22 protein-coding genes and 1 riboswitch are annotated in these 24,914 nt (G+C 30.1%); of the genes, 21 read left to right on the forward strand and 1 reads right to left on the reverse strand.

Annotated elements, in window-relative coordinates; genetic code table 11:
* The first annotated feature begins 120 nt into the window (after nt 1-120).
* The 8 genes from ACTNBA_RS01815 to ACTNBA_RS01850 all read left to right on the forward strand — a co-directional run bounded on the left by ACTNBA_RS01815 (nt 121) and on the right by ACTNBA_RS01850 (nt 10,679).
* Nucleotides 121-1,101 carry a glycosyltransferase gene (locus ACTNBA_RS01815; RefSeq protein WP_441072065.1) on the forward strand — a complete coding sequence of 327 codons (981 nt, stop codon included), beginning with the start codon at nt 121-123 and terminating at the stop codon, nt 1,099-1,101.
* Nucleotides 1,101-2,543: a lipopolysaccharide biosynthesis protein gene (locus tag ACTNBA_RS01820; protein ID WP_441072067.1), complete on the forward strand. Its 1,443-nt coding sequence runs from the start codon at nt 1,101-1,103 to the stop codon at nt 2,541-2,543. The genes ACTNBA_RS01815 and ACTNBA_RS01820 overlap by 1 nt, the downstream gene beginning before the upstream one ends.
* 29 nt (nt 2,544-2,572) lie before the next feature.
* Nucleotides 2,573-3,793, forward strand: a complete 1,221-nt coding sequence (locus ACTNBA_RS01825) for an ATP-grasp domain-containing protein (protein ID WP_441072069.1) — start codon at nt 2,573-2,575, stop codon at nt 3,791-3,793.
* 46 nt (nt 3,794-3,839) lie between these two features.
* Nucleotides 3,840-5,501, forward strand: coding sequence for a cobalamin B12-binding domain-containing protein (locus ACTNBA_RS01830; RefSeq protein WP_441072071.1), 1,662 nt, complete (start codon nt 3,840-3,842; stop codon nt 5,499-5,501).
* Nucleotides 5,502-5,566: 65 nt separating this feature from the next.
* Nucleotides 5,567-6,631 (forward strand): NAD/NADP octopine/nopaline dehydrogenase family protein, encoded by a 1,065-nt coding sequence (locus ACTNBA_RS01835; protein ID WP_441072073.1) that lies wholly within the window; start codon nt 5,567-5,569, stop codon nt 6,629-6,631.
* Nucleotides 6,632-6,651: 20 nt separating this feature from the next.
* Nucleotides 6,652-7,749, forward strand: coding sequence for a DegT/DnrJ/EryC1/StrS family aminotransferase (locus ACTNBA_RS01840; protein WP_441072075.1), 1,098 nt, complete (start codon nt 6,652-6,654; stop codon nt 7,747-7,749).
* Nucleotides 7,750-8,111: 362 nt separating this feature from the next.
* Nucleotides 8,112-9,236: a DegT/DnrJ/EryC1/StrS family aminotransferase gene (locus ACTNBA_RS01845; RefSeq protein WP_441072077.1), complete on the forward strand. Its 1,125-nt coding sequence runs from the start codon at nt 8,112-8,114 to the stop codon at nt 9,234-9,236.
* A gap of 117 nt (nt 9,237-9,353) precedes the next feature.
* Nucleotides 9,354-10,679 carry a nucleotide sugar dehydrogenase gene (locus tag ACTNBA_RS01850; RefSeq protein WP_441072079.1) on the forward strand — a complete coding sequence of 442 codons (1,326 nt, stop codon included), beginning with the start codon at nt 9,354-9,356 and terminating at the stop codon, nt 10,677-10,679.
* A 66-nt stretch (nt 10,680-10,745) separates the two neighbouring features.
* Here ACTNBA_RS01850 and ACTNBA_RS01855 read toward each other — a convergent pair whose 3' ends face one another.
* Nucleotides 10,746-11,717: an LCP family protein gene (locus ACTNBA_RS01855; RefSeq protein WP_441072081.1), complete on the reverse strand. Its 972-nt coding sequence runs from the start codon at nt 11,715-11,717 to the stop codon at nt 10,746-10,748.
* A gap of 430 nt (nt 11,718-12,147) precedes the next feature.
* On the opposite strand from ACTNBA_RS01855, the gene ACTNBA_RS01860 reads away from it, so the two are divergent.
* The 13 genes from ACTNBA_RS01860 to ACTNBA_RS01920 all read left to right on the forward strand — a co-directional run bounded on the left by ACTNBA_RS01860 (nt 12,148) and on the right by ACTNBA_RS01920 (nt 24,895).
* Nucleotides 12,148-12,822 carry a YveK family protein gene (locus ACTNBA_RS01860; protein ID WP_441072083.1) on the forward strand — a complete coding sequence of 225 codons (675 nt, stop codon included), beginning with the start codon at nt 12,148-12,150 and terminating at the stop codon, nt 12,820-12,822.
* A 50-nt stretch (nt 12,823-12,872) separates the two neighbouring features.
* Nucleotides 12,873-13,553 carry a YveK family protein gene (locus ACTNBA_RS01865; protein ID WP_441072085.1) on the forward strand — a complete coding sequence of 227 codons (681 nt, stop codon included), beginning with the start codon at nt 12,873-12,875 and terminating at the stop codon, nt 13,551-13,553.
* A 50-nt stretch (nt 13,554-13,603) separates the two neighbouring features.
* Nucleotides 13,604-14,257 carry a CpsD/CapB family tyrosine-protein kinase gene (locus tag ACTNBA_RS01870; RefSeq protein WP_346847823.1) on the forward strand — a complete coding sequence of 218 codons (654 nt, stop codon included), beginning with the start codon at nt 13,604-13,606 and terminating at the stop codon, nt 14,255-14,257.
* Nucleotides 14,258-14,293: 36 nt separating this feature from the next.
* Nucleotides 14,294-15,064 carry a tyrosine-protein phosphatase gene (locus tag ACTNBA_RS01875; protein WP_441072088.1) on the forward strand — a complete coding sequence of 257 codons (771 nt, stop codon included), beginning with the start codon at nt 14,294-14,296 and terminating at the stop codon, nt 15,062-15,064.
* A 120-nt stretch (nt 15,065-15,184) separates the two neighbouring features.
* Nucleotides 15,185-15,268, forward strand: a riboswitch (cyclic di-GMP riboswitch).
* A gap of 165 nt (nt 15,269-15,433) precedes the next feature.
* The gene (locus tag ACTNBA_RS01880) at nt 15,434-15,961 is read left to right on the forward strand and encodes a PglD-related sugar-binding protein (protein WP_441072090.1); all 528 of its coding nucleotides are present in this window, start codon (nt 15,434-15,436) and stop codon (nt 15,959-15,961) included.
* Nucleotides 15,962-16,005: 44 nt separating this feature from the next.
* Nucleotides 16,006-16,644, forward strand: a complete 639-nt coding sequence (locus ACTNBA_RS01885; protein ID WP_441072092.1) for a sugar transferase — start codon at nt 16,006-16,008, stop codon at nt 16,642-16,644.
* Between the two features lie 90 nt (nt 16,645-16,734).
* The gene (locus ACTNBA_RS01890) at nt 16,735-17,961 is read left to right on the forward strand and encodes a glycosyltransferase family 4 protein (protein WP_441072094.1); all 1,227 of its coding nucleotides are present in this window, start codon (nt 16,735-16,737) and stop codon (nt 17,959-17,961) included.
* Nucleotides 17,937-18,980, forward strand: coding sequence for a polysaccharide biosynthesis protein (locus tag ACTNBA_RS01895; RefSeq protein ID WP_441072096.1), 1,044 nt, complete (start codon nt 17,937-17,939; stop codon nt 18,978-18,980). The genes ACTNBA_RS01890 and ACTNBA_RS01895 overlap by 25 nt, the downstream gene beginning before the upstream one ends.
* A gap of 37 nt (nt 18,981-19,017) precedes the next feature.
* Nucleotides 19,018-19,872 (forward strand): SDR family oxidoreductase, encoded by an 855-nt coding sequence (locus ACTNBA_RS01900; protein ID WP_441072098.1) that lies wholly within the window; start codon nt 19,018-19,020, stop codon nt 19,870-19,872.
* A 15-nt stretch (nt 19,873-19,887) separates the two neighbouring features.
* Nucleotides 19,888-21,015, forward strand: coding sequence for a non-hydrolyzing UDP-N-acetylglucosamine 2-epimerase (wecB, locus tag ACTNBA_RS01905; protein ID WP_441072100.1), 1,128 nt, complete (start codon nt 19,888-19,890; stop codon nt 21,013-21,015).
* Complete coding sequence (locus ACTNBA_RS01910; protein ID WP_441072102.1) at nt 21,012-22,016, forward strand: glycosyltransferase; 1,005 nt, start codon at nt 21,012-21,014, stop codon at nt 22,014-22,016. The genes wecB and ACTNBA_RS01910 overlap by 4 nt, the downstream gene beginning before the upstream one ends.
* A 12-nt stretch (nt 22,017-22,028) precedes the next feature.
* The gene (wzy, locus tag ACTNBA_RS01915; RefSeq protein ID WP_441072104.1) at nt 22,029-23,522 is read left to right on the forward strand and encodes an O-antigen polysaccharide polymerase Wzy; all 1,494 of its coding nucleotides are present in this window, start codon (nt 22,029-22,031) and stop codon (nt 23,520-23,522) included.
* A 116-nt stretch (nt 23,523-23,638) separates the two neighbouring features.
* Entirely contained in the window at nt 23,639-24,895 is a 1,257-nt protein-coding gene (locus tag ACTNBA_RS01920; RefSeq protein WP_441072106.1) for a glycosyltransferase family protein, read from the forward strand.
* Nucleotides 24,896-24,914: the final 19 nt, after the last annotated feature.

The following is a 24,914-nucleotide window of genomic DNA, read 5'->3' on the forward strand; positions in this document are numbered from 1 at the left end:
TAAGAATTGCACTATAATTGCAATTCTTATTTTATAAATTATGTTATGAAATAAGAATAAAAATAATATAGTAAAAAGCCATAGTTTTAACGATAAAATTACTATAGAGGGTGGAGTATAATGGATGAAAATATTAATATTGCAGTAAGTATTGTAATGACTACATATAATCAGGATAAGTACATTGCTAAGGCAATTGAAAGTGTGTTGATGCAAGAAACATCATTTAAGTATGAGCTTGTGATTGGTGACGATTGTTCTCCAGATGATACTCAACTTATTATTAAAGAATATGCAAATAAGTATCCAGATAAAATTGTAGCTATATTGAGAGAAAAAAATATTGGTATGAGAAATAATGCTGATCACTTACGAAGAATTTGTAAAGGGAAATATATGGTTAGTTTAGAAGGCGATGATTATTGGACTGACCCTGAAAAATTACAAACAGAATTTGATTTTTTAGAATCACATAATGATTATATTGCGGTTGCACACTGGTGTGATGTTGTAGATGAAAATGACATGATTACTGAAGCATATAAAAATAAATATAAAGTTTTTAATTTTAAAAAGGATACTTATACATTAAAAGATTATAAAAATAATAAAATACCTGGACATGCAAATACCATAATGCATAGAAATATATATTTAAATCCTGAATATGATTTTGAAAAAATCTATAAGGCTAGTAGCATAATAGGTGATAGGACATCATATTTAATATTAACATTAATGGGAAAAGTTCATGTTATACATAGAATAATGAGTCACTATAGATATGTACAAAAAAAAGGACAGACAAATTATTGCTCAAGAGTATTGGATAAAAATCAAACTCTTGATTGGTATGATTACTATGTTAATTTGGAACAGTACATTAAAGAAGTTCTTGGGATAAAAATTAGCTTAAAGAAATTAAGGTATGAGCAAGTTATTTCAGCAGTTGCGATTTCTTTAAAACAAAATAATGCTGAAAATAAAATCATTAGAAAGCAGATTTTCAGCAAACTAAATAAATTTGAGATGATTGTTAATATGCCCATAGCAACTATATTGAAAATCTATAGAAAAATTTTATGGAGGATTAGTGCTTAATGGGAAATGAAAAAAAGGTGATTCTTTCAGGTTTAATTTGGAAGGGGTTGGAGAAGAGTGGAAGTCAAGGAGTTCAATTTGTAATACAAATTATTTTGGCTCGTATCCTATTACCAGAAGATTATGGAGTTATTTCTCTCATAACAATATTTATAACAATAGGTAATGTATTTATACAAAGTGGATTTAGTACATCCCTTATACAAAAAAAAGATGCAGATGAAGTTGACTTTTCATCTGTACTTTACTTAAATTTAATTGTTGCTATAATTGTATATGTTCTACTGTTCTTGTTTGCGCCTACTATAGCTGAATTTTACAACGAGCCACAGCTTAAAAGTATTTTAAGAATATTGGCTATTATATTATTCTTTGGAGCTATCAACTCTATTCAAAATTCTATTATATCTAGGAGGATGCAATTTAAAAAAAGTTTTTTCAGTAGTTTGGGAGGAAGTATAATCTCAGGTATTATTGGTGTTACCATGGCTTATGCAGGATTTGGTGTTTGGTCATTAGTTGTACAACAGATTACAAACCAATTACTGATAACTGTTATACTATGGTATACGTTAAAGTGGAGGCCTAAGCTATATTTTTCTTTAGGAAGGTTGAAATTTTTATTTTCATATGGATGGAAGTTATTATGCTCATCGTTGTTAGACACTCTATATAATAATATATATGGATTAGTAATTGGTAAACTATACAATCCTCAAATGCTAGGATATTATAATAGGGGAGATCAATTTCCACAAATGATAATAATGAATATTAATGGGTCCATTCAAAGTGTAATGTTACCAGCTATGGCTGCAAAACAAGATGATAAGTTAGCAGTAAAGGAAATGGTTAGGCGTTCAATCGTCACTAGTTCATTTGTAATATTTCCAATGATGATAGGACTTGCAGTATGTGCAGATTCAGTTGTGCGAATTGTATTAACGGATAAGTGGCTTCCATGTGTTCCTTTTTTACAACTTCTTTGCTTATCATATGCATTATGGCCAATTCATACTGCAAATTTACAGGCTATCAATGCTTTAGGTCGTAGCGATATATTTTTAAAATTAGAAGTTGTAAAAAAATGTATTGGAATAACAACTTTATGTATAAGTATACCTTTTGGTATTTATGGAATGGTTATATTTAAACTGATTGTGGCATTTATATCATCGATTATTAATGCTTATCCTAATATAAAGTTATTAAATTATAGTATTAAGGAACAATGGCGTGATGTTATGCCTTCTTTAATCTTATCAGTTATCATGGGTATAATTATTTATCCTATAACTTTTATAGGATGGAATAGTTGGATAACTTTATCAATACAAGTTTTGGTGGGTATAAGTATATATATTGGATTTTCTTTTATATTTAAATTAGAATGTTTAAATTATATTTTACATACAATTAAAGAAATAAGGAATAAAGGTTAGAAATACAAATTTAATGGAGGATAAGTTATATGAATTGTTTAGTGTTAGCTGGAGGATATGATCAAATAGCTTTAATAAAAGAATTAAAGAAAAAAAATATTAGAGTGATACTCGCTGATTATTTTGAGAATCCTCCAGCAAAGGATTTTGCAGACAAGCATTATCAAGCAAGTACTTTAGATACAGATGAAATAAAGAAAATAGCAATATCGGAAAATATAGATTTGATAACTACGGCTTGTACTGACCAAGCGTTACTTACTGTAGCTCAGGTTTCAGAGGAGTTAGGTCTTCCTTGTTACATTTCTTATGATATAGCGAGAAATGTGACAAACAAACTATATATGAAAGAAAAATTTACAAATGCAGGAATACCTACAGCTAAATATAGAGTTATTGATAAGTTTGATAAAGAGCTAATTAATGAATTTAAGTATCCATTAGTTGTAAAACCGGTAGATTGTAACAGTTCAAAGGGGGTAATAAAGGTATTTTCAGATATTAAACTTAATAAAGCTGTTAATGAAGCATTGAGTTTAAGTAGAAGTAAAACTGCAATTATTGAGGAGTTTAAAGAGGGAAAAGAAGTATCTGTTGATGTTTATATAGACAATGGTGTTGCAAAGGTACTTTCTATTACAGAATCCACTAAAAGTAGAATTAATGAAGAAGGATTCACAATTACGCAAAGTAAATATCCAGCTAATATTTCAGATTTTCAAAAAAAAGAAATAGGTGTAATAGCACAAAAAATAAGTGAAGAATTTAATCTAATAAATAGCCCTATGTTAATACAGTTAATATTAGGTGAGGATGAAATTAATGTATTAGAGTTTAGTGCAAGAATGGGTGGGGGAACAAAATATAAATTGATTGAAATAATTTCTGGTGTAGATATTATGAGTAAGTATGTTGAATTAATTTTAGGTCTTAAACCTTCAGTTGAACCGTCACATAAAATCAAATATGCTTATATGAATTATTGCTATGCTAACAATGGAATATTAGATAGAATAGAAAATTTTGATAAGTTAAAAAAAGAAAAAATTATATATGATTATTTTAAATATAAAACCAAGGGAATGAAAATTGAAAAAGCTCTAACAAGTAGTGATAGGGTTGCAGGATATTTAGTAATAGGAGATACTATAGAAGAGATTTATAAGAAGCAAGAATTGGCTGATAAAGAGTTAAAAATCATATCAAGTGAAGAGAGAGATATTAGCATTAGAGGATGGATATCTAAATAATGCAATGTATAAATTCATTTAGTATTTAAGAACAGGAGGGTTTATTATGAATAAGAAAAAGATAGTACTAGGTGCATCGATTGGTAATTGTGTACATGTTGCTGGAGTTTCGCACTTTTTAGATCTTGCAGAAAGAGAAGGATATGGGGTTGTTTATCTTGGACCAGCTGTTTCTATAGATAGTCTCTTTGAACAAATAAAAAAATACAAGCCAGATATTATTGGAATAAGCTATAGGCTTACGCCAGAAAATGTAGATTTATTATTAAAGCAAATAGATAGTAGGCGCAAAGAATTAAGTTATTGTCCTATGTGGTGTTTTGGAGGTACAAAGCCGGTTACACAAATAGCCCAAAAGTATGAGATGTTCGCTTTTATTTCTGATGGTACTGATGATATAAATGACTCTATTAGATTTTTAAGAGGAGATAAACTACAAGGTGGAAGTGAAAGTTATGGAAAGAATTTTAGAGAAAGAGTAAATCAGAATTATCCATATCCAGTACTAAGACATCATTTTGGTTTACCATCAATGGAAGACACTATTAATGGTGTTGAAAAAATTTCTGAAGCTAAGGTACTTGACATTATATCATTAGGAACTGATCAAAATGCTCAACAATATTTTTTCAATCAGAATAATATGAGAAAAGAATATGATGGAGCAGGTGGTGTTCCAATAAGGACTAAAGAGGATTTGAAGTGCTTAAAACAAGCTACTCAAAAAGGTAATTATCCACTTATTCGTTGCTATAGTGGAACAGAAGAGGTTTTTAAATATGCAGAAATGCTAGTAGATACAATAGACAATGCATGGACAGCAATTCCTTTATGTTGGTATAATGAACTGGATGGACGTGGCACAAGAACAATTGAAAATTCTATTGTAGAAGCTCAACAGTTAATAAAATGGCACGCAGATAGAGATATTCCTGTAGAAATAAACGAGCCTCATCATTGGGGATTACGCGATGCACATGATGTTATGTCGGTTGCAATGGCTTATATAAGCGCCTATAATGCAAAAAAATTAGGAGTAAAAGATTATATTGCCCAATATATGTTTAATACTCCAAGTGGATTAACATTTTCTATGGATTTTGCAAAAATTTTAGCTATGATTGAAATGGTTGAATCCCTAAAAGGTGATAATTTTAGGATTTATCGTCAAACAAGGGCGGGTTTACCTTTATTTAATCCAGATTTAGATGTTGCAAAAGGCCAACTTGCCGCTACTACTTTTATGCAGATGGCAATTAAACCACATATTATACATGTAGTAGCATACTGTGAGGCTGATCATGCTGCTTCAGCAGAAGATGTAATAGCAAGTTGTAGAATAGTAAAAGGTGTAATACGACATACATTGTCTGACATGTTTTCTATTGAAAAGGATAGTGAAATAGTAAAGCGTAAAGAAGAGTTAATAAGTGAAGCTAAAGTTTTAATTAATTTTATAGAAAATCGCTTTGTTAATTATGAGGATCCACTTGCAAATCCTGAAGTTTTAGCTGAAAGTATAAAAAGAGGATATATTGATGCAGTGCACATAGTTAAAAACTCAAAGTTTAGAGGAAATTTAACAACAAAATTTGTAGATGGGAAATGTGTTGCTTATGACAAAGAAACAGGAGAACTATTAGATGAGTCTACTAGATTAAAAAGACTTCTAGAAATTGAGAATTCACTATTAAACAAAATAAGTTAATTTATATTTTTAATAATGCTATAAAAGATTCGGAAAAAAGATTATTTATGACAAGAGGTAGAAAAATGAAGTTTACAGTAATAGGAGCAGGTCATGGTGGACAGGCAATGGCAGGATATATTTCTTTGCTTGGGTATGAAACAACATTATATAATAGAACTGCGTCAGTAATTGAGTCTATTAAGGATAATAAAGGCATAGAATTATGTGATTATATTAATGGTAAAGCAGAAAATGTATCATTGACAAGTAATTTAAGTGAGGCCTTAAAGGATACAAATGTAATTATGATATCAATACCAGCAAATGCACATAAAAATTTAGCACTTAACATAGCTCCATATATTAAGGATAATCATATTATAGTAATTAATCCAGGAAGAACATTAGGGGCGTATTACTTTAAAAAACATTTAAAAGAATTTGGATGTATTGCTTCACCGATAATAGCTGAAACTGATACGTTTATGCTTACGTCAAGAAAAATAAGAGACGGATTAAGTGCCATAATGTCATTAAAAAAGGAAATATATGTTGCAGCAGATACAAGTGAAAATACAAGAAAGGTTTGTGATATACTATCAAAACCATTCTCAATGGTACGTGATGCTGAATCTTATGTATATACATCTTTTGCTAATATTGGCTCTATATTTCATCCATTACCTGCTATTTTTAATATTGGGCGTATTGAAAATAGGGATAAATATTTACACTATAAAGAAGGAATTACACCAAGCATATGCAATTTAATGGAAAAACTTGATTGTGAGAGAGTTGCTCTAGCAAAAGAGTTAGGTGTTGAAGTACCAGATGCTAAGAAATGGCTAGAAAATGTGTACAGTTCTTCAGGAAAAGATCTTTATGAGACTCTTCAAAACACAACTGCATATAATGGTGTATTAGCACCTACAGAAATTAGTACAAGATATATTTATGAAGACATAACAACTGGAATAGTACCTATGTATTGTATTGCAAAACAAATAAATTCTCCGCACCATATTCTAGGTCTCATAATAGAACTTGCTACAGAAGTGTTTGAATATGATTTTGTAAAACAAGGGAGATTTGATGTAAAAGACTTTGTGGATGAATTAAAGTTATACAATAAAGAAAAAATAAATTAATTACAATAGGGGGAATGTAGGTGAGACACTCAATTCAAGTTACTCGCTCTTCAATGCCTGAGTTTGAAGAGTATGTTGAGGAAATAAAAGAGCTATGGGAAAGTCATTGGCTAACTAATATGGGATCAAAACATAAGAAATTAGAATCTAAACTAAAAGAATATTTAAAAGTTCCCAATGTAACACTTTTTGTTAATGGACATTTGGCATTAGAATGTGCGATTGCTTCAATGAACTTAACAGGTGAGGTTATTACAACACCATTTACATTTGCATCAACAACCCATGCAATTGTTAGAAATGGTTTGACTCCTGTATTTTGTGACATTAATCCAGAGACATATACAATAGATACAACAAAGCTAGAAAGTTTAATTACGGAGAAAACATCAGCTATTATTCCAGTTCATGTTTATGGTAATGTTTGTGATGTTGACAAGATTGAAGAAGTAGCAAAAAAATATAACTTAAAGGTTATTTATGATGCTGCTCATGCATTTGGAGTAACAGTGAATGGAAAAGGTATTGGTACATATGGTGATGCATCAATGTTTAGTTTTCATGCAACAAAAGTATTTAATACTATTGAGGGTGGCGCTATTACTTATAATAATAGCGAATTAACTAAAGTATTAAATGAGGTTAAGAATTTTGGAATAACTGGACCTGAAACAGTAGAATATATTGGTGGTAATGCAAAAATGAATGAATTTCAGGCAGCTATGGGAATTTGTAATCTCCGCAATGTAGATAATGATATACAGAAAAGAAAAATTATTTTTGAAAGATATAGAGAACGATTAAAAGATATAAAAGGAATTAAATTTGTTCAATGTCAAGAGGGTGTAAAAAGTAATTATTCTTATTTACCAGTTTTATTTGATGGATTTAAAATGGATAGAAATGAAGTAATGGAAAAACTGGCTAGTGAAAATATATATACAAGAAAATATTTTTATCCTCTTGTAAATAATTTTGAATGTTATAAAAACAGATATCATTGTAGTGAAACTCCAGTTGCAGAATATGTGGCAAATAGAATTTTAACATTTCCACTATATTCTGACTTATCCGTTGAAGATGTGGATAGGATTTGTGATATTATTATTAATGAATAAAATAAAATTATACTAAATTTATGGGCTATCTAAAAATGATATTATAATACATTTTTAGATAGCCCATTGTATAACAATGAATTATTATATTGGAATGTAATTTTATAAGTGAAATTTTAAACAATTACTTGAGTAGAATTTTATTGAAGTAAGATTTCAATTATTACACCCCACACATCAAAATTATTAAGAAATTTATCATAATCTCAAAGAAAAAAACTGATAATATATTAATAGATGATATAATACCTAATTTGTGGTATATTTGTTAAGTATGAAATTTTATTAAACATAAGAAAAAAATATTTTATTTTTTTGCAAGTTGGTGTACAATTTGTATATGTAAATTAGGAGGGATTTTTTTGAAAATCAATTTTTATGAATCACAAAGAGAATATAAAGAAAAAAAACATGAATTTGATGGAGCTATAAAAAATATAATAGATAGTGGAGCTTTTATATTAGGGAATGAAGTTAAAACCTTTGAGGAAGAAATAAAAGATTTTACTGGAGCTAAACATGCCATAGGAGTGGCATCAGGAACAGATGCTTTAGTTATTGCATCAGATATCCTTGGCTTTAGTGATAATAAGGAAATAGTAACTACACCTTTTACTTTTTTAGCTTCTACATCTTGTCTTGCAAAGCATGGTGGAAAACCTGTTTTTGTAGATATAGATGAAGAGTCTTGTGGTATGGATGTAGATCAATTAGAGGCTGCTATTAATGATAATACTGTAGGAGTACTTCCAATACATTTATTCAATCAAATGTGTGATATGGATAAAATAATGGAAATTGCTAAGAAACATGATTTAAAGGTGTTAGAAGATGCAGCTGAAGCCTTTGGAATGAGATGGCAGATGCAGGGTGAAGAGAGACATAGACATGCAGGAACCATTGGAGATATGGGTGTGTTTTCATTTTTCCCTACTAAAACCTTAGGTGGATATGGTGACGGTGGAATGATAGTTACTAATAGTGATGAGTTAGCCGATATGTGCCGTATGTTTAGAGTTCATGGAGCATCAAAGAAATATCACTATGACTATATAGGCTATAACTCAAGATTAGATGCTATGCAAGCAGCTGTGTTAAGGGTTAAACTTAAATATATAAACAATGCTATTGAAAATAGAGGAAGAGTTGCGAAGCTCTATACTGAAGGATTAAAAAATATAGAGGGTGTAAAAGTTCAAGGTATTAAGGCAGCGAACCAAAAGAATGTTTATTATGTATTTAATATCTTTGCTGAAAACCGAGATGGTCTTGCAGAGTTCTTGAAATCTAAAGGTGTGGCAACTAGTATATACTATCCAAAGCCATTGCACCTACAAAAGTGTTTTGAATACCTAGGATACAAAGAAGGTCAGTTCCCAGTTACTGAAAAGATGTGTAAGCAAATTCTTGCATTACCTATATATCCAGAGCTTACTAATGAAGAAGTTGAATATATATGTGACTGCATAAAAGAATTTTATAATTAATAAAGCTTTGTTTATCCAACAACAACCAGGTTGTTGGATAAATCTAATTAATTGTTAAAAATATATCAATATTTCTTAAAATAATAATTGCTAATTTGAACAGTAGGAGACGATATAATGAAAGATTTAAAAATATCCTTAGTAGGACTTGGCTATGTAGGAATGCCTTTAGCAGTAGCTTTTGCTAAAAAGGCTCCTGTAGTTGGATTTGATGTAAACAAGGAAAAGATAAATAAGTACTTAAGTGGAGTAGATGTAACTAATGAAGTTGGGGATGAAGCTATTAAAGCATCTACTGTAGATTTTACAAGTGATGAAACAAAATTAAGAGGATGTAATTTCCACATAGTTGCAGTACCTACTCCAACTAATGAAGATAAAACTCCAGATCTAAGACCAGTTATAGGTGCTAGTGAAATTTTAGGAAGAAACCTAACGAAAGGTTCTATAGTAGTATATGAATCTACAGTATACCCAGGGGTAACAGAGGAAATCTGTGTACCAATCCTAGAAAGAGAATCTGGACTTATCTGCGGACAAGATTTTAAAATTGGATATTCTCCAGAGAGAATAAACCCAGGTGATAAGGTTCATAGATTAGAAAACATAATGAAGATAGTATCTGGTATGGATGAAGAAACTCTAGATACAGTTGCTAAAGCTTATGAACTAGTTATAGAAGCTGGAGTATATAGAGCAGAAAGCATAAAGGTTGCAGAAGCAGCTAAATTAATAGAAAACTGTCAAAGAGATGTTAACATAGCCTTCGTTAATGAACTTGCTATGATCTTTGATAGAATGGGTATAGATACTAAAGCTGTAATAGATGCCGCAGGTAGTAAGTGGAACTTTATAAAATTAAACCCAGGTTTAGTAGGGGGACACTGCATTGGAGTAGATCCATATTACCTAATTCACAGAGCTAAAGAGGTTGGTGTTGAATCAAAGGTTATAGCTGCTGGAAGAAACATAAATGATGGAATGGCTAAGTATATTGCAGAAAATACAGTGAAAAGTCTAATAAAAGCTAATAAGAGAGTTAAAAATGCAAAGGTAGCAGTTCTTGGACTTACCTTTAAGGAAGATTGTCCAGATACAAGAAATACAAAGGTAGTGGATATCATAGATGAACTTAAAGACTATGGAGTAAATGTATTAGCCACAGACCCTGTAGCAGGTAAGGAAGAAATTAAACATGAGTATGGAATTGATATGGTTTCTATGGAAGATATTAAGGATGTAGATGCTATTATCCTTGCTGTATCTCATCATAATTACAGAGAAATGACCATAAAGGATTTTGCTCCACTATATAGAAGCGAAGCTTTAGATGAAGTAGCAGCAGCTAAGGATGAAGTAGAAAAAGATGTATTCATAGATGTAAAAGGCATCATGGATAGACATAGTGTAGATACAGATACTATGGTTTACTGGAGATTGTAATTTAAGATTAAAAATAAACAACATAAATAAAACACCGAATATCAGCGATATTCGGTGTTTTTACTATTATTTCTTATCAGCAAATATATAATCTCTCATTTGCTTTTTAACGGTTTCAATATCAAACTTTAAGTAGTATATTCCGGTGCTCATATCACCAGCGCCATCTTCATCCCTTGGAAATCTTTCTTGCTCTAATTTCCCATTTCCTAAACCTGCTACCTTAGAGGCTAGAGATATAAAATCACCAGAACTTAGGTTAGTTTGAACTAGAGGAAGGATGTTATTTAGAATACTAGGATAAGATGTAGGAGATGCAGCAAGAGCTTTATTAAACACTGCAGACATTACATTTCTATGTCTGTGAGTTCTTTCATAATCTCCACCACTAGCATATCTTATTCTAGAATAGGCTAAGGCTTGCTTACCTGTTAATAAGGTAGGGCCTGTAGAACTTACTCCAGGTATATGAGATATTTCTTCTTCAGTAATATCTATTGTAATTCCACCAAGAATATCAATGATTTCTGGTAATGAAGAAAAGTTAACTGATACAAAATCCTCTACATCAAGTCCAAAGTTTTCATTTAAGGTTCTTAAAGCTAAGGTTGGACCTCCAAAGGCATAGGCATGATTTATTTTATCCATACCATGGTCTGGGATATTAACATAAGAGTCCCTCATAATAGATGTTACCTTAACCTTATTATGAGCGGAATCAATAGTAGCTATCATTATTGAGTCTGAACGACCAGCTTGTCCTTCTTCTGCATCAATACCATATAAAGCTATATTTTTTATGGATTCATGGTTATCATATTCCTTAAAGGCGTCCTTTGAAGCAATACCTAACTTGGATTTGTCAATTTCTACCTTATCCATCTTATTATAAAGTGAATAAAAATATCCTCCTCCAATAGCTAATATAAATATCAACACGCCTAGAATTCCCATTGAAATTTTAAATCCCAGTGAGTGTTTTTTCTTTTTTCTTCTTTTATTTTTCTTTTTTTCAGGATCAATTCTATTTTGTGACATAGTTACACTCCTCTCTGTACCTAATTCTATCACCATATGTTAGAGGTGTAAATATAAAGAAAAGCATAATGGTGAATTATTCCATGAAATTTATTATAAATTTTTATGAACTTGATACGATGATATAAATATGAACTAATAATATAAAATAATAGTATATATAGGCGCAAAATCAAGGATATTGTAGAATACATTAGGTTATTATTCATAATTATACATAATATTACTAGTAACGATGGTTTTTTACTAGTAATGTTACTGGAAATATGATATTATACAAATGTGACAGTTATGTATTCAATTGAAATATAAAGAAATATGTACTATTATACGGATGTTACAACTAGATATTCAAATTATATTTTTATATGGTAAAAATATACATAAAATGTTGTAATGTGTATAAATTGATTTTGTGAGGAGAATTAATTTGGAAGAGAATATTATTAGTTTAAATGACATCTTCGAAATTTTAAAAAGAAAGTGGAAGATTATATTAGTATTTGCTTTGACCTCTACCTTAGTAGCATCAATAGCATTATTTTTACTAATAACTCCACAATATGAATCAACCACTAAGGTATTTATAGGTAAAGAAGAAAGTCAGCAGGAAGGGTATAATATTTTAGATATACAAATGTATCAAAAATTATTAAAGACCTATGCTGAAATTATTAAAACTGAAGATTTGGTAAAAAAAGCTATAGATAAAACAGGATTAGAAATAAAGCCTAAAGATGCAGTTGGAAATTTAACAGTAGTATCCCTAGCTGATACGCAAATTATAGAAATAAAGTATAAGAGCAGCTCTCCAGAAGAAGCTGTGAAGTTAGTATCTGCTATAAAAGATGAGTTTGTTAAATTATCCACAGAATTAGTTCCTAATGGAAATGTACAAGTTATTGAAGAACCTAGGTTTCCATTAAGAGCAGTAAGTCCTAACAAGAGTATGGGGCTTATAATAGCTATAGTATTGGGAGTGTTTATGGGAGTAGGAGTTATCTTCCTTATAGAGTTTATGGATAACACCTATAAAAATAAAGATAGAATAGAAGAAGAACTAAACATACCAGTTTTAGGAATAATACCAAAGATGGACCTATAAAATCTTAAGTAGGATGATTAACACAAGATGGAAACGGAGGAATAATAATTTTGGAAGAACAAGTAATTAGCCTTGGAGAAATTCTAGAAGTGTTAAAGAAAAGGTGGAAGATGATACTAATAGTAACTTTATTAGCAACCTTAGTATCAGGTTTGGTAAGCTTTTTCTTAATAAGTCCTAAGTATGAAGCAAGTACTAAGTTGTTTATAGGTAAGGAAGCAGGGGCTGGAGCAGTAGCGGGTTATGATCAAAATGAAATAGCCATGTATCAAAAGTTAATGAAGACTTACTCTGAAGCTATAAAAACTAGAGATTTAGTAGGTAGAGCTATAAAGGTTGCCAATAGTAATCTAACAGAAGATGAAGTTCTTAAGAAGCTTACAGTGGTAACAGTAGCTGATACACAAATCCTTCAAATTAAAATTGATGATAAAAATCCTAATATGGCAGTATCCTTAGTAGAGGCCATAACTAATGAATTTGTAACTACATCTAAGGCTTTGGTGCCAAATGGTAATATAAAAGTTATAGAAACAGTAAAGGTTCCAGAAACACCAGTGAGTCCTAATAAAAAAATGAACATAGCTATAGCCTTTTTACTAGGAGCAATGGTAAGTGTAGGAGTAAGCTTTTTACTAGAGTTTTTAGATAATACATATAAAAATAGAGAACAATTAGAAAAGGAATTAGATATTCCTGTAATAGGAACTATACCTTACACTGAGCAGTAGAAATTTACAGCAGATAATCTTATTAGATTTTTACTTAAGGAGAGAAGTTAATGTTTATAGTAGAAAAAGATCCCAGGTCTATAGCTTCAGAAAGTTATAGGACTCTAAGAACAAATTTACAATATTCATCCTTTGATGAGGAATATAAAGTAATAGTAGTAACTAGTGCAGAACCAGGAGAAGGAAAGAGTACTACAGCAGGAAACTTAGCATTATCCATAGCTGAAGGAGATAAAAAGGTGGTACTTATAGATTGTGACTTAAGGAAACCATCACTACATAAAAAATTTGAAATATCTAATACTGCAGGACTTTCTGATGTAATAGTTGGAAAAGAGAGTATTTCTATAGTAGGTCATAGATACAATAATAATCTTACCATATTAACTTCGGGTAAGATTCCACCTAATCCATCTGAGATGTTAGGTTCAAAATCCATGAAGGCTCTCATAGATGCCTTAAAAAAGGTTTTTGATTATGTAATATTAGATACGCCACCAGTTCAAGCCGTTACTGATGCGCAGATACTATCTACTAGAGCCGATGGAACATTACTTGTAATTAGAGCAGAAAAAACAAAAAAAGATTCAGTTGTAAACTCTATTAATCTTTTAAAAAAGGTTAATGCAAATATCATCGGCACCATATTAAATGGAGTAGACACTAAAAGAAATAGCTATTATTACTATTATGGTGATAAATAATATATAAAATTTCACTTAAAGGTTGGAGGAGTGCTTATGATAGATTTTCATAGCCATATACTTCATGGAGTGGATGATGGATCTAAAGATGAAGATATGACTGTAGACATGCTTAAATTAGCAAAAAAGTCAGGAACCACAGGAATTGTTGCCACTCCCCATTTTTTTAGGGGGAGGTTTCAAGTACCTTATGAAGAAATTAAAAAAGAAGTAGCTAAATTGAAAATTTTAGCTAAAAATAAGGACATAGATATAGAAATATATTGTGGGCAAGAAGTTTACTATAACAGTAGAATTCTAGAAAGCTATAAGTGGGGTGATATAGGTACCATAGAAAACAGTAGATATATGTTAATAGAATTTCCTTTAAGAGAGTTTTCTGTGGATGAAGTTATAAATGATATCTATGAACTTCAATTAAAGGGAGTTGTACCTATCATTGCTCATCCTGAGCGGTATAAAAAGTTTATAGAAGCCCCAGGATTAATAAATAAATTTATTGAAGAGGGTTTTTTATTTCAACTAAACACAGGGAGCATAACAGGAGACTTCGGCAGTGGAGTTAAAAACACTGCAAAATTATTTGTAAAACATAAATTATATAGCACTATAGGTTCCGATGGCCATAGATCCCAAGTTAGAACCACAGATATGACAGCGGGGATAAAATCTATAGAAAAAATAAACCCTGGATATGTAAGGGAGATGGAGAACATTTCTCAGGAAATCTTCATGAATAATAAGGTTGAATTTAGTGGAGAAAGAATTAGAAAACAAGGTGGGATTTTTAAAATATTTAGAAGATAAGTTGAACATTGTTCAATGTACATAAATTTAAACTGGGTGTATCGGTTGTATAAAGGTCGGGAAATTGGGGGAACTTTTTACAGCTGATAGGGGTTAAATAAAATTCGACATAAATAACTTAAATTTAAAGGGAATTATGAACTGTAGTCTCTACTTGGGCGCTTGGACTACAGGGAGTTAGTAGCGCAACCCACCTTTATCTTGCTAATTCAGGGAAACTATAAGTTTGAAGGGGAAATTTATGGAAAATGAGTTAGTAAAAGATAGCGGTGGGTTATTTTTATCTGGTTTTATAAATTAAGAATTGGTGGGCAGTCTTAATTAAGGGTAAATATAAAAGATGAAGATAAAGTTTTAGGGGGTTATTATATGGCAAATCATAACTCAAATAAGAATTTAATAATTCTAGGAGCTGGGGGCCATGGTCATGTAGTTAAGGAAGTTGCAGAAGCTATGGGGATATTTAATAAAATAGACTTTTTAGATGATAATTCTAATGAAGCCATAGGGTTATGCTCTGAAAATTCGAAATTTATAGACGAGTATACCCATGCAATACCAGCCTTTGGAAATAACAAACTACGTATGGAGTGGATTGAAAAACTTGAGAAGAATAAATTTCAAATTCCAACTTTAATTCATCCTACAGCATATATTAGTCCATCAGCTACAGTTTCTTTAGGTACAGTAGTAGAAGCTAAAGCAATTGTAAATACAAACTCAAAGATTGGAAAGGGCTCTATTATAAGTATTGGAACCATTATTGATCATGATGCCACCATTGGTTACGGATGCCATATAGACTGTGGAGCAGTGGTAAAGTCTAGCTGCATCATTGCTGAATTATCTAAAATTAATAGTGGTCAGGTTATAGAATATAATAGCTTAAAGGGATGAAGTAATAGGTCATAATATTATTTTAATTTAGGGGGGAGATTTATTTGTATTTAATAGTTAAAAGATTATTTGATTTTATACTTGCACTTATAGGATTAATTTTACTATCGCCATTATTTTTGATAATTATTATATCTATAAAACTTGACTCAAAAGGTCCTGTTTTCTTTAAACAAAAGAGAGTTGGGGTTAATAAAACTCATTTTAATATATTAAAGTTTCGCACTATGAGAATAGATACACCTAAGGACATGCCAACGCATCTCCTTAAAAATCCAGAGCAGTATATAACTAAGGTTGGTAAGTTCTTAAGAAAGACTAGCTTAGATGAATTGCCACAAATTTTGAATATAATAGCTGGCTCCATGGCAATAGTTGGACCTAGACCTGCTCTATGGAATCAATATGATTTAATAGCAGAAAGGGACAAGTATGGAGCTAATAACATACGTCCAGGTCTCACTGGATGGGCACAGATCAATGGAAGAGATACAGTATCCATTGAAGATAAAGCAAGATATGATGGAGATTATGTTGAAAATTTGGGAGTAAAAATGGATGTTAAATGCTTCATTGGAACTATTGTTACTGTAATAAAGAGAGATGGAGTTTTAGAAGGTGGAGTTAAGGAAGCAGTGAAAGGGAATGAAGTTGAGGTGCAGAGGGATTCGGTGTCCTTTTGATAAGTTGAGTATGTATAAGCATTAAATCATAGTAATTATGAGATAAATTAGAATAGGTTACACAGTAAAGAAGACAAGGAGTTAACGCAAATGAGGATATTAGTTGTTTGTCAGTATTATTATCCAGAACAATTTAGATTAAACGATATATGTGAACAATTGGTACAAGATGGTCATTCAGTGACAGTACTGACGGGCTTGCCAAACTATCCAACTGGAAAGATACCCAATGAATATCGATGGGGTAAAAAGAGAAAAGAAAATATCAATGGAGTTGAAATAATCCGTTGTTTTGAAATAGGTAGAAGAAAAGGTGCAGTTGGGATGGCATTAAATTATATGAGTTATATGCTGTCAGCTTCTTTAAAGGTACCGTTTCTAAAAAAGGATTTTGATATTATTTTTTCTTATCAACTTTCACCTGTGACAATGGTGCTTCCAGCTGTTATTATGAAAAAATGTTCTAGGAAGCCTTTGTATTTATATTGCTGTGATATTTGGCCTGAATCAATAAAGAATATAATATCAGATGAGAATAGTCTTATTTATAGAATTGTTAAGAATTTTAGTAGATATCTTTATTCAAAGTGTGACGCTATCTCTGTGACGTCAAAACCTTTTATTGAGTATTTTAATCAAGAACACTCAATACCAATTAAAAGGATTTCATATATTCCTCAGCATGCAGAAGATATTTATTTGAAAATGAATTTTACACCAGCAGATGATATAACTGACTTTGTTTTTATGGGGAATATAGGAATAGCTCAAGATATTGAATGTATTTTAGATGCTGCTGAAAAAATCAAGCATATTCCTAAATTTAAAGTACATTTTATAGGAGACGGGTCATATTTAGAAAATAGCAAGTCTATAGTTAAACAAAAAGGACTTGTGAATATAGTAGTTTTTCATGGAAGACATCCATTAGATAAACTGCCGGAGTTTTATAAAATGGCGGATGCTTGCCTTTTAACATTAAAGGCAGATAATTTAATAGGTCTAACAATGCCTTCAAAATTGCAGGGGTATATGGCAGCAGGGAAAGCTGTAATCGGAGCAATTAATGGGGCTGCCCAAGATGTAATTAATGAATCGAAATGTGGTATTTGTGTTAAGGCTAGTGATTCTAAAGCTTTGGCAGAAGCTATGCAAGATTTTATAGAGAATTCTAATAAGTATAAGGATTGTGGTGAAAATGGGAGAAGATATTTTATCAACCATTTCACCAAAGAAAAGTATATGGATGAACTAAAAAAAATATTGAGTAATTTAGTAAAGGAGAAAGAGATATGTTCAAGAAAAAGACACTGTTAATAACAGGCGGTACAGGTAGTTTTGGAAACGCTGTACTTAATCGTTTCCTAAATACAGATATCGGTGAAATTCGTATTTTCTCAAGAGATGAGAAAAAACAAGATGATATGAGGAAGCTTTATAAAAATGACAAAATTAAATTTTATATAGGTGATGTAAGAGATTTAGCTTCTGTTAAAAATGCAATGTATGGAGTGGATTATATGTTTCATGCAGCGGCATTAAAGCAAGTACCTTCTTGTGAATTCTTCCCACTTGAAGCCGTAAAAACAAATGTAATTGGAACAGATAATGTACTTACAGCTGCAATAGAGTATGGAGTTAAAAAGGTAATATGTCTTTCAACTGATAAGGCTGCTTATCCTATAAATGCTATGGGGATATCAAAAGCTATGATGGAGAAAGTTTTTGTAGCAAAATCACGAACTGTATCCCCAGATAAAACTGTTATCTGTGGAACAAGATATGGCAATGTTATGGCTTCTCGTGGATCTGTAATTCCTTTATTTGTAGATCAAATAAAAAATGGACAGCCGTTAACTATAACGAATCCAAATATGACAAGGTTTTTAATGAGTTTAGATGAAGCTGTAGAACTTGTTGTATTCGCATTTAAAAATGCAGAGTCTGGAGATATCATGGTTCAAAAATCACCTGCATCAACAATAGGTGATTTGGCACAAGCAATTAAGGAATTATTTGATGTTGATAATGAAATTAAAATAATAGGTACACGTCATGGAGAAAAGCTTTATGAGGCATTGCTAACTAAAGAAGAATATCTTCATTCAGAAGATATGGGAGGATTCTTTAGAGTTTCAGCTGATAAAAGAGATTTAAATTATGATAAATACTTTGAAATAGGAAATGAAAAGTTATCTATAGAAAAAGAATATAACTCTCATAACACAGAAATTTTAACTGTAGAACAAATTAAAGAAAAATTATTAGAATTAGATTATATAAAAGAAGAATTAGAGATATGGGGAACAATGAAAGAAGCTGCTGTTACTAAATAAGAACATAAATAAGATAAATGAAAGGTAGGAATTATAGATGAAATTTCTTGTCTTAGGTGCAACAGGTATGGCAGGACACACTATTTCAATATATTTAAAAGAGAAAGCTCATGATGTAACAGCCTTTTCTAAAAGTCCATTTCCTTATTGTAAGAATATAAATGGAGATGCTATGGATAAAGCTTTTATAACATCAATACTGAAAGAAGGTAACTATGATGTGGTTATTAATTGTATAGGTGTATTAAACCAAGATTGTGATAGAGATCCTTCAAAAGCCGTATATCTTAATAGTTACTTGCCGCACTTAATTGCAGATGTACTTAGTGAAACAAAAACTAAATTCATACATATGAGTACTGATTGTGTATTTTCAGGAAAGAAGGGGGCTTATAGTGAGGATAGCTTCATGGATGGTGAAATTTTCTATGATAGAACAAAGGCACTTGGTGAAGTAAAAGATGATAAGAACTTAACTTTTAGAAATTCAATTGTTGGTCCTGATATGAAAGAGAATGGAATTGGTTTATTTAATTGGTTTATGAAGCAAAGTGGTAATATAAACGGATATTCTAAAGCTATATGGACAGGTGTTACAACTTTAACACTTGCTAAAGCAATGGAAAGAGCGGCGATAGAAAATCTAGCAGGTATATATAATTTAGTAAATAATCAAAGTATAAGTAAATTTGATTTGCTTCATTTGTTTAATAAGCATATGAGAGATGGCGAGATTAATATTTTACCAAGTGATACAGTGAATTTAAACAAATCTCTTGTTAATAATAGAAAAGATTTTTCATTCGAAGTACCTAGCTATGAACAAATGGTGATAGAGATGAAAGAATGGGTTCATAATCATAAAGAGCTTTATCCACATTATTTTAAATAAAGAGGAGTGGCAGTATTGAGTAAATTAAAAGTAATGACAATAGTGGGCACACGTCCAGAAATTATTAAATTATCAGAGACCATAAAAAAGTGCGATAAGTACTTTGAACACATATTGGTACATACAGGTCAGAACTATGATTACGCCTTGAATGAGGTATTTTTTGAGGAATTAGGACTTAGAGCTCCAGATTATTATCTTGGTGTTGTAGGTGATAATTTAGGACAAACTATGGGTAATGTTATAGCTAAATCTTATGAGTTGATGACTGAGGTAAAGCCAGATGCAATACTAGTTCTTGGAGATACTAACTCATGCCTTAGTGTAATATCTGCAAAGAGATTAAAGATTCCAATATTCCACATGGAAGCTGGGAATAGATGCTTTGATGAGAATTTACCAGAAGAAATTAATAGAAGAATTGTTGACCATACAAGTGATGTGAATTTATGCTACACAGAGCATGCAAGGCGTTATATAAATTATGAAGGAGTACCTAAAGAAAGAACATATGTAGTAGGTTCACCTATGGCAGAGGTTCTTACAGCAAATATTGAAAAGATTAAAAATAGTAAAGTTCTAGAAACTTTAGGTTTGGAGAAAGAGAAATATATTCTACTTTCAGCTCATCGTGAAGAAAATATTGATAATGAACAAAACTTTTTAGCATTAATGAATGCTGTTAATGCAATGGCTGAGAATTACAATATGCCTGTTATATATAGTACTCATCCAAGAAGTAAGAAATTTATAGATCAAAGAGGATTTAAATTCCACCCTAATGTAAGAAGTTTACAGCCTTTTGGATTTTCAGATTACAATAACTTGCAACTTAATGCTTTTTGTGTAGTATCTGATAGTGGTACAGTACCTGAAGAAGCATCTTATTTTAAATTCCCTGCTGTATCAGTAAGAACAAGTACAGAAAGACCTGAGGCTATTGATAAAGGTAACTTCGTTATTGGAAGTATTACTACTGAACAGGTATTGCAAGCTGTTGATATGGCAGTTGAAATGAATAAAAATAATGATTTAGGTATTGATGTACCAAATTATGTTGATGAAAATGTTAGTGTAAAAATAGTTAAGATAATTCAGAGTTATACTGGAATTGTTAATAGAATGGTGTGGAGAAAATCATGAAGATAATGGTTTTTGATGTTCCGGCAGAGAGTGGTGGAGCACTATCTGTTTTAAAGGATTTTTATAATGAGTACAAAGTTGATGAAAATAATGAATATATATTTGTTGTAAGTAAGCCTGAGTTGGAAGGAACTAAAAATATAAAGGTACTAAGATACCCTTGGATTAAGAATAGTTGGCTACATAGGATTTACTTTGATAATTTTATTGCTCCTAAAATAATTAAAACTCATGATGTTGATGAGGTACTTTCATTGCAAAACGTTATTATACCACATACTAAAGTAAAACAAAAAGTTTATGTTCATAATTCTTTACCTTTTGCTGAATATAGATTTAAATTTTTAGAAAATAAGTTGCTTTGGGTGTATCAAAATATTATAAGTAAAAGTATTTTTAAATCAATAAAGAAAGCTAATAAAGTGATAGTACAGACTAAATGGATGAAGAGAGCATGTATAGAAATATTAAAAGTTAATGGAAATAAGATAGAAGTGATGGCTCCTAAAGTTAATGTTAATGTTAGGCAATATTACAAGCAAAGCAAAGAAAGTATGTCTACCTTTTTTTATCCAGCAAGTGGGGTTGAGTTTAAAAATCATAAAGTAATAGTTGAAGCTTGTATGGAGTTAAAAAAAGAAGGTATAAAGGATTATAAGGTTATTTTTACTTTAAAAGGTAATGAAAATAGGAACATACAAGATTTATACAAAAGGGTAAAAAAATTTGACCTACCTATATATTTTGTTGGAAATATAACAAGGGATAAGGTATTTGATCATTATTCTAAATCAATATTAATTTTTCCGTCTTATATAGAAACGGTTGGTCTTCCTCTAATAGAAGCTAGGATGCATGGTACACCTATATTAACTTCTAATTGTGTGTTTTCACATGAGATACTGGATGGATACGAGTATAGGTACTTTTTTAATCCGTTTGATACAAATAAGCTATATAACTTAATTAGTTCAATAGTTAAAGATTCAAATGAAATTTAAGGTAGGTAAAGCATGAATACTATAAATCATTCTTTTAAGAAAACAAAAAGGTCAACAGTTTTAAATATAATTTTTACAGTATTAGTAAGTGTTGCTGTAATAGCATACTTAACTCTTAGCGTGCTGAATTTCTATAAAATTGCATATACATCAGTGGTGCTTTATATAATGTTCTTTTTTTCATGGTTTGTACAGTGTAAAAAAAAGCTTAACTTCTATACAATTTTTTTAAGCTTTACATATATATTTTATTTTGGACAGTTTTTCTTACTTTTACTAGGTGTTCCATTCAAAACTAATAGAACAATTATGGGTGGACTCCTTCCATACCATAGTATGATAAATACTGGTGTTTTAATCCTTATTTTTATGATAGTATTACATTTTGGACTTCTTTTATCGACGTTTAATATAAATATATACTGCAGTGATTATGAATCTAATGAAAAGCAAATCAATTCTGAGTATAGAAATATAAATAAAGGATTTGAAAAGGTAGCATTAATACTATTCATAGTGTCAATTATTCCAAGTCTTATTATACTAATAAATAACATTAAGATTACATTTACATATGGATATGGAGCTATTTTTCAATCAGAAAGTTATACTTCTGGAGGATTTAATAATGTTCTTAGGTTTATTTCTAGATTTACAATACCTTCTTTTTTAATGCTTTTTATATTATATAAAAATAATAAAAAGTTAAGAGTAATAAGTATTATATTTACAGTGTATATAGGAATGTATTTTTTGAGTGGAAGTCGATTAAATGGTGTATTGTTATTAACTATTATTTTATTAATTAAACATAACTGGTACAAGCCACTGAATAAAAAAGCTTCTGTAAAAATCTGCATTTATATTATGGTAGGGTTAATTTTAATGAGCTTGATTTCAGCAGTTAGAAATAGTATTTATATTTCGAATAATTTAGGTTATTTGATTACAACTACTATTGAAAATATAATTTCAAACAATCCTATATTTATAGCATTAGAGGAGGCAGGATATACTTTTTTGGCTACAGCAACAGTAGTTAGTTACTGCCCATTAGAAGTACCATATAATTTTGGATTATCATATGCTAATAGCTTATTCATGCTGATACCAAATTTATTTTGGGATGTTCATCCTGCGGCAAAATCCAATACAGATATTGTATTTAAGGGTTTTTTAACACAATATGGAGGAATTGGTTCTTCATTCATAGCAGAATCATATTATAATTTAGGCCTTCTATGTTTTATTCTAGCATTGATATTTGGAATATTAATTGGTATTTTAACAAAAAGTATCATAAAATATTCAAAGGAAAGAAATATAATGAGGTTTTATCTTGTCACTTATATTGCACAGTTTACTTTATTTTATGTTAGAAGTGATACAGTTAGCTTTTGGAGAAATTTTATTTATTATGGGTTAATACCAATTATAGTTGCAATTTTGTTTTCTGGGAAAGGAACTAATGTAATTATTGTACAAGAGAATATTAAAAAGAATTAATCACTAATTAAATATAAGTGTATATATATTTGGAAGATATACGATACCATATCAAAATATGAATGAAAGTTAATATATATTAGGAAAATTATTTAGCTAATTTGGAGGTTGAAGAATTGCATATTGTTTTTATTGTAGGAAGCTATTACCCCTATTATTCTGCAGTTGGTAAATGTGTTGGTAATGTTGTTGATGAATTAGCAAAGGAAAATAAGATAACTGTAATTTGTCAAAAAAAATTTACTAAACAAAAGGAGAGTGAAGAAATTAATAATCAGAAGATTATTAGAGTAGATACAAGAGAGAACCAAGTCAGAAACAAATTAAATGAAATAATTGAAATAGAGAATGGGTTAAAGAGAAAAATGTATCAATTAATTTTGAACATATATAAAGTATCAAGGATTGTTAATACTTTATTTTCAACAGTAACTATTAAAAAAGATTTAGTAAAAGAGTATTTAAGAGCTTTAGGTGATATTAGTGAACCAATTGATTTGATAATTCCTGGGAGTATGCCATTTGAAAGTGTTGTAGCTTCATCGAAATATATTGAGGATGAAAATGTTAAAAGTAAGATAGTGCCGTATTTATTTGATCAATTCACGGAGAGTGATACTCTACACAGAAATAATTTAAATAAGTTACTTAAGAGAAAGCAAAATTTAAATCTTGAAAGAATAGTTTTCTTAAAATCACATAAAATTTTAGCTATGCATTCATTAAAAGAGCATTTTTCAAACAATTTGCCGGAAATTAAAAACGTGTATTATGTTGAACATCCATTACTTTTAGAATGTAAAAACTTTAAGAAAGAAAAAACTGGTAAAATTACAATATCCTATGTAGGAGGATTGTATAAAAATTATGTTGAACCAAACTATTTTTTAAAGATTTATCAACAAAGTAGTATAAAGAATGCAATTTTACATTTTTATATTATAGGCAATTGTTATGAAATTGTAAATAAATATGTGGATATTTCATCAGGTAAAATAATTAATCATGGAAGTGTAGATAAAGAAAAAGCAAGTAAGGTGGTAGTTCAAAGTGATATTTTAATTAGTATTGCAGAGAAAAATGGTATTCAAATGTCCAGTAAAATATTTGAGTATATTTCTAATAGAAAACCTATTATTCATTTTTATACAGTTGATAATGATGTGAATCTCAAAATTCTTAATAAATACCCACTGTCATTATGCTTAAAACAAGATATAAATAATCTAGATGAGAATGTAAATAAGTTCAATGAATTTTGTAGTCAGTATTCTAATGGGAATTTATCTTTTGAGGACGTTGAAAAATTATACTGTGATGCTACCCCTAAATATACTGCAAATGTTATAAAAGAATTAATGAAAAATAATTAGTTATTGTAAAATATTAATC

It is taken from the genome of Clostridium sulfidigenes (assembly GCF_052067195.1).
GTDB lineage: Bacteria > Bacillota > Clostridia > Clostridiales > Clostridiaceae > Clostridium_J > Clostridium_J sulfidigenes.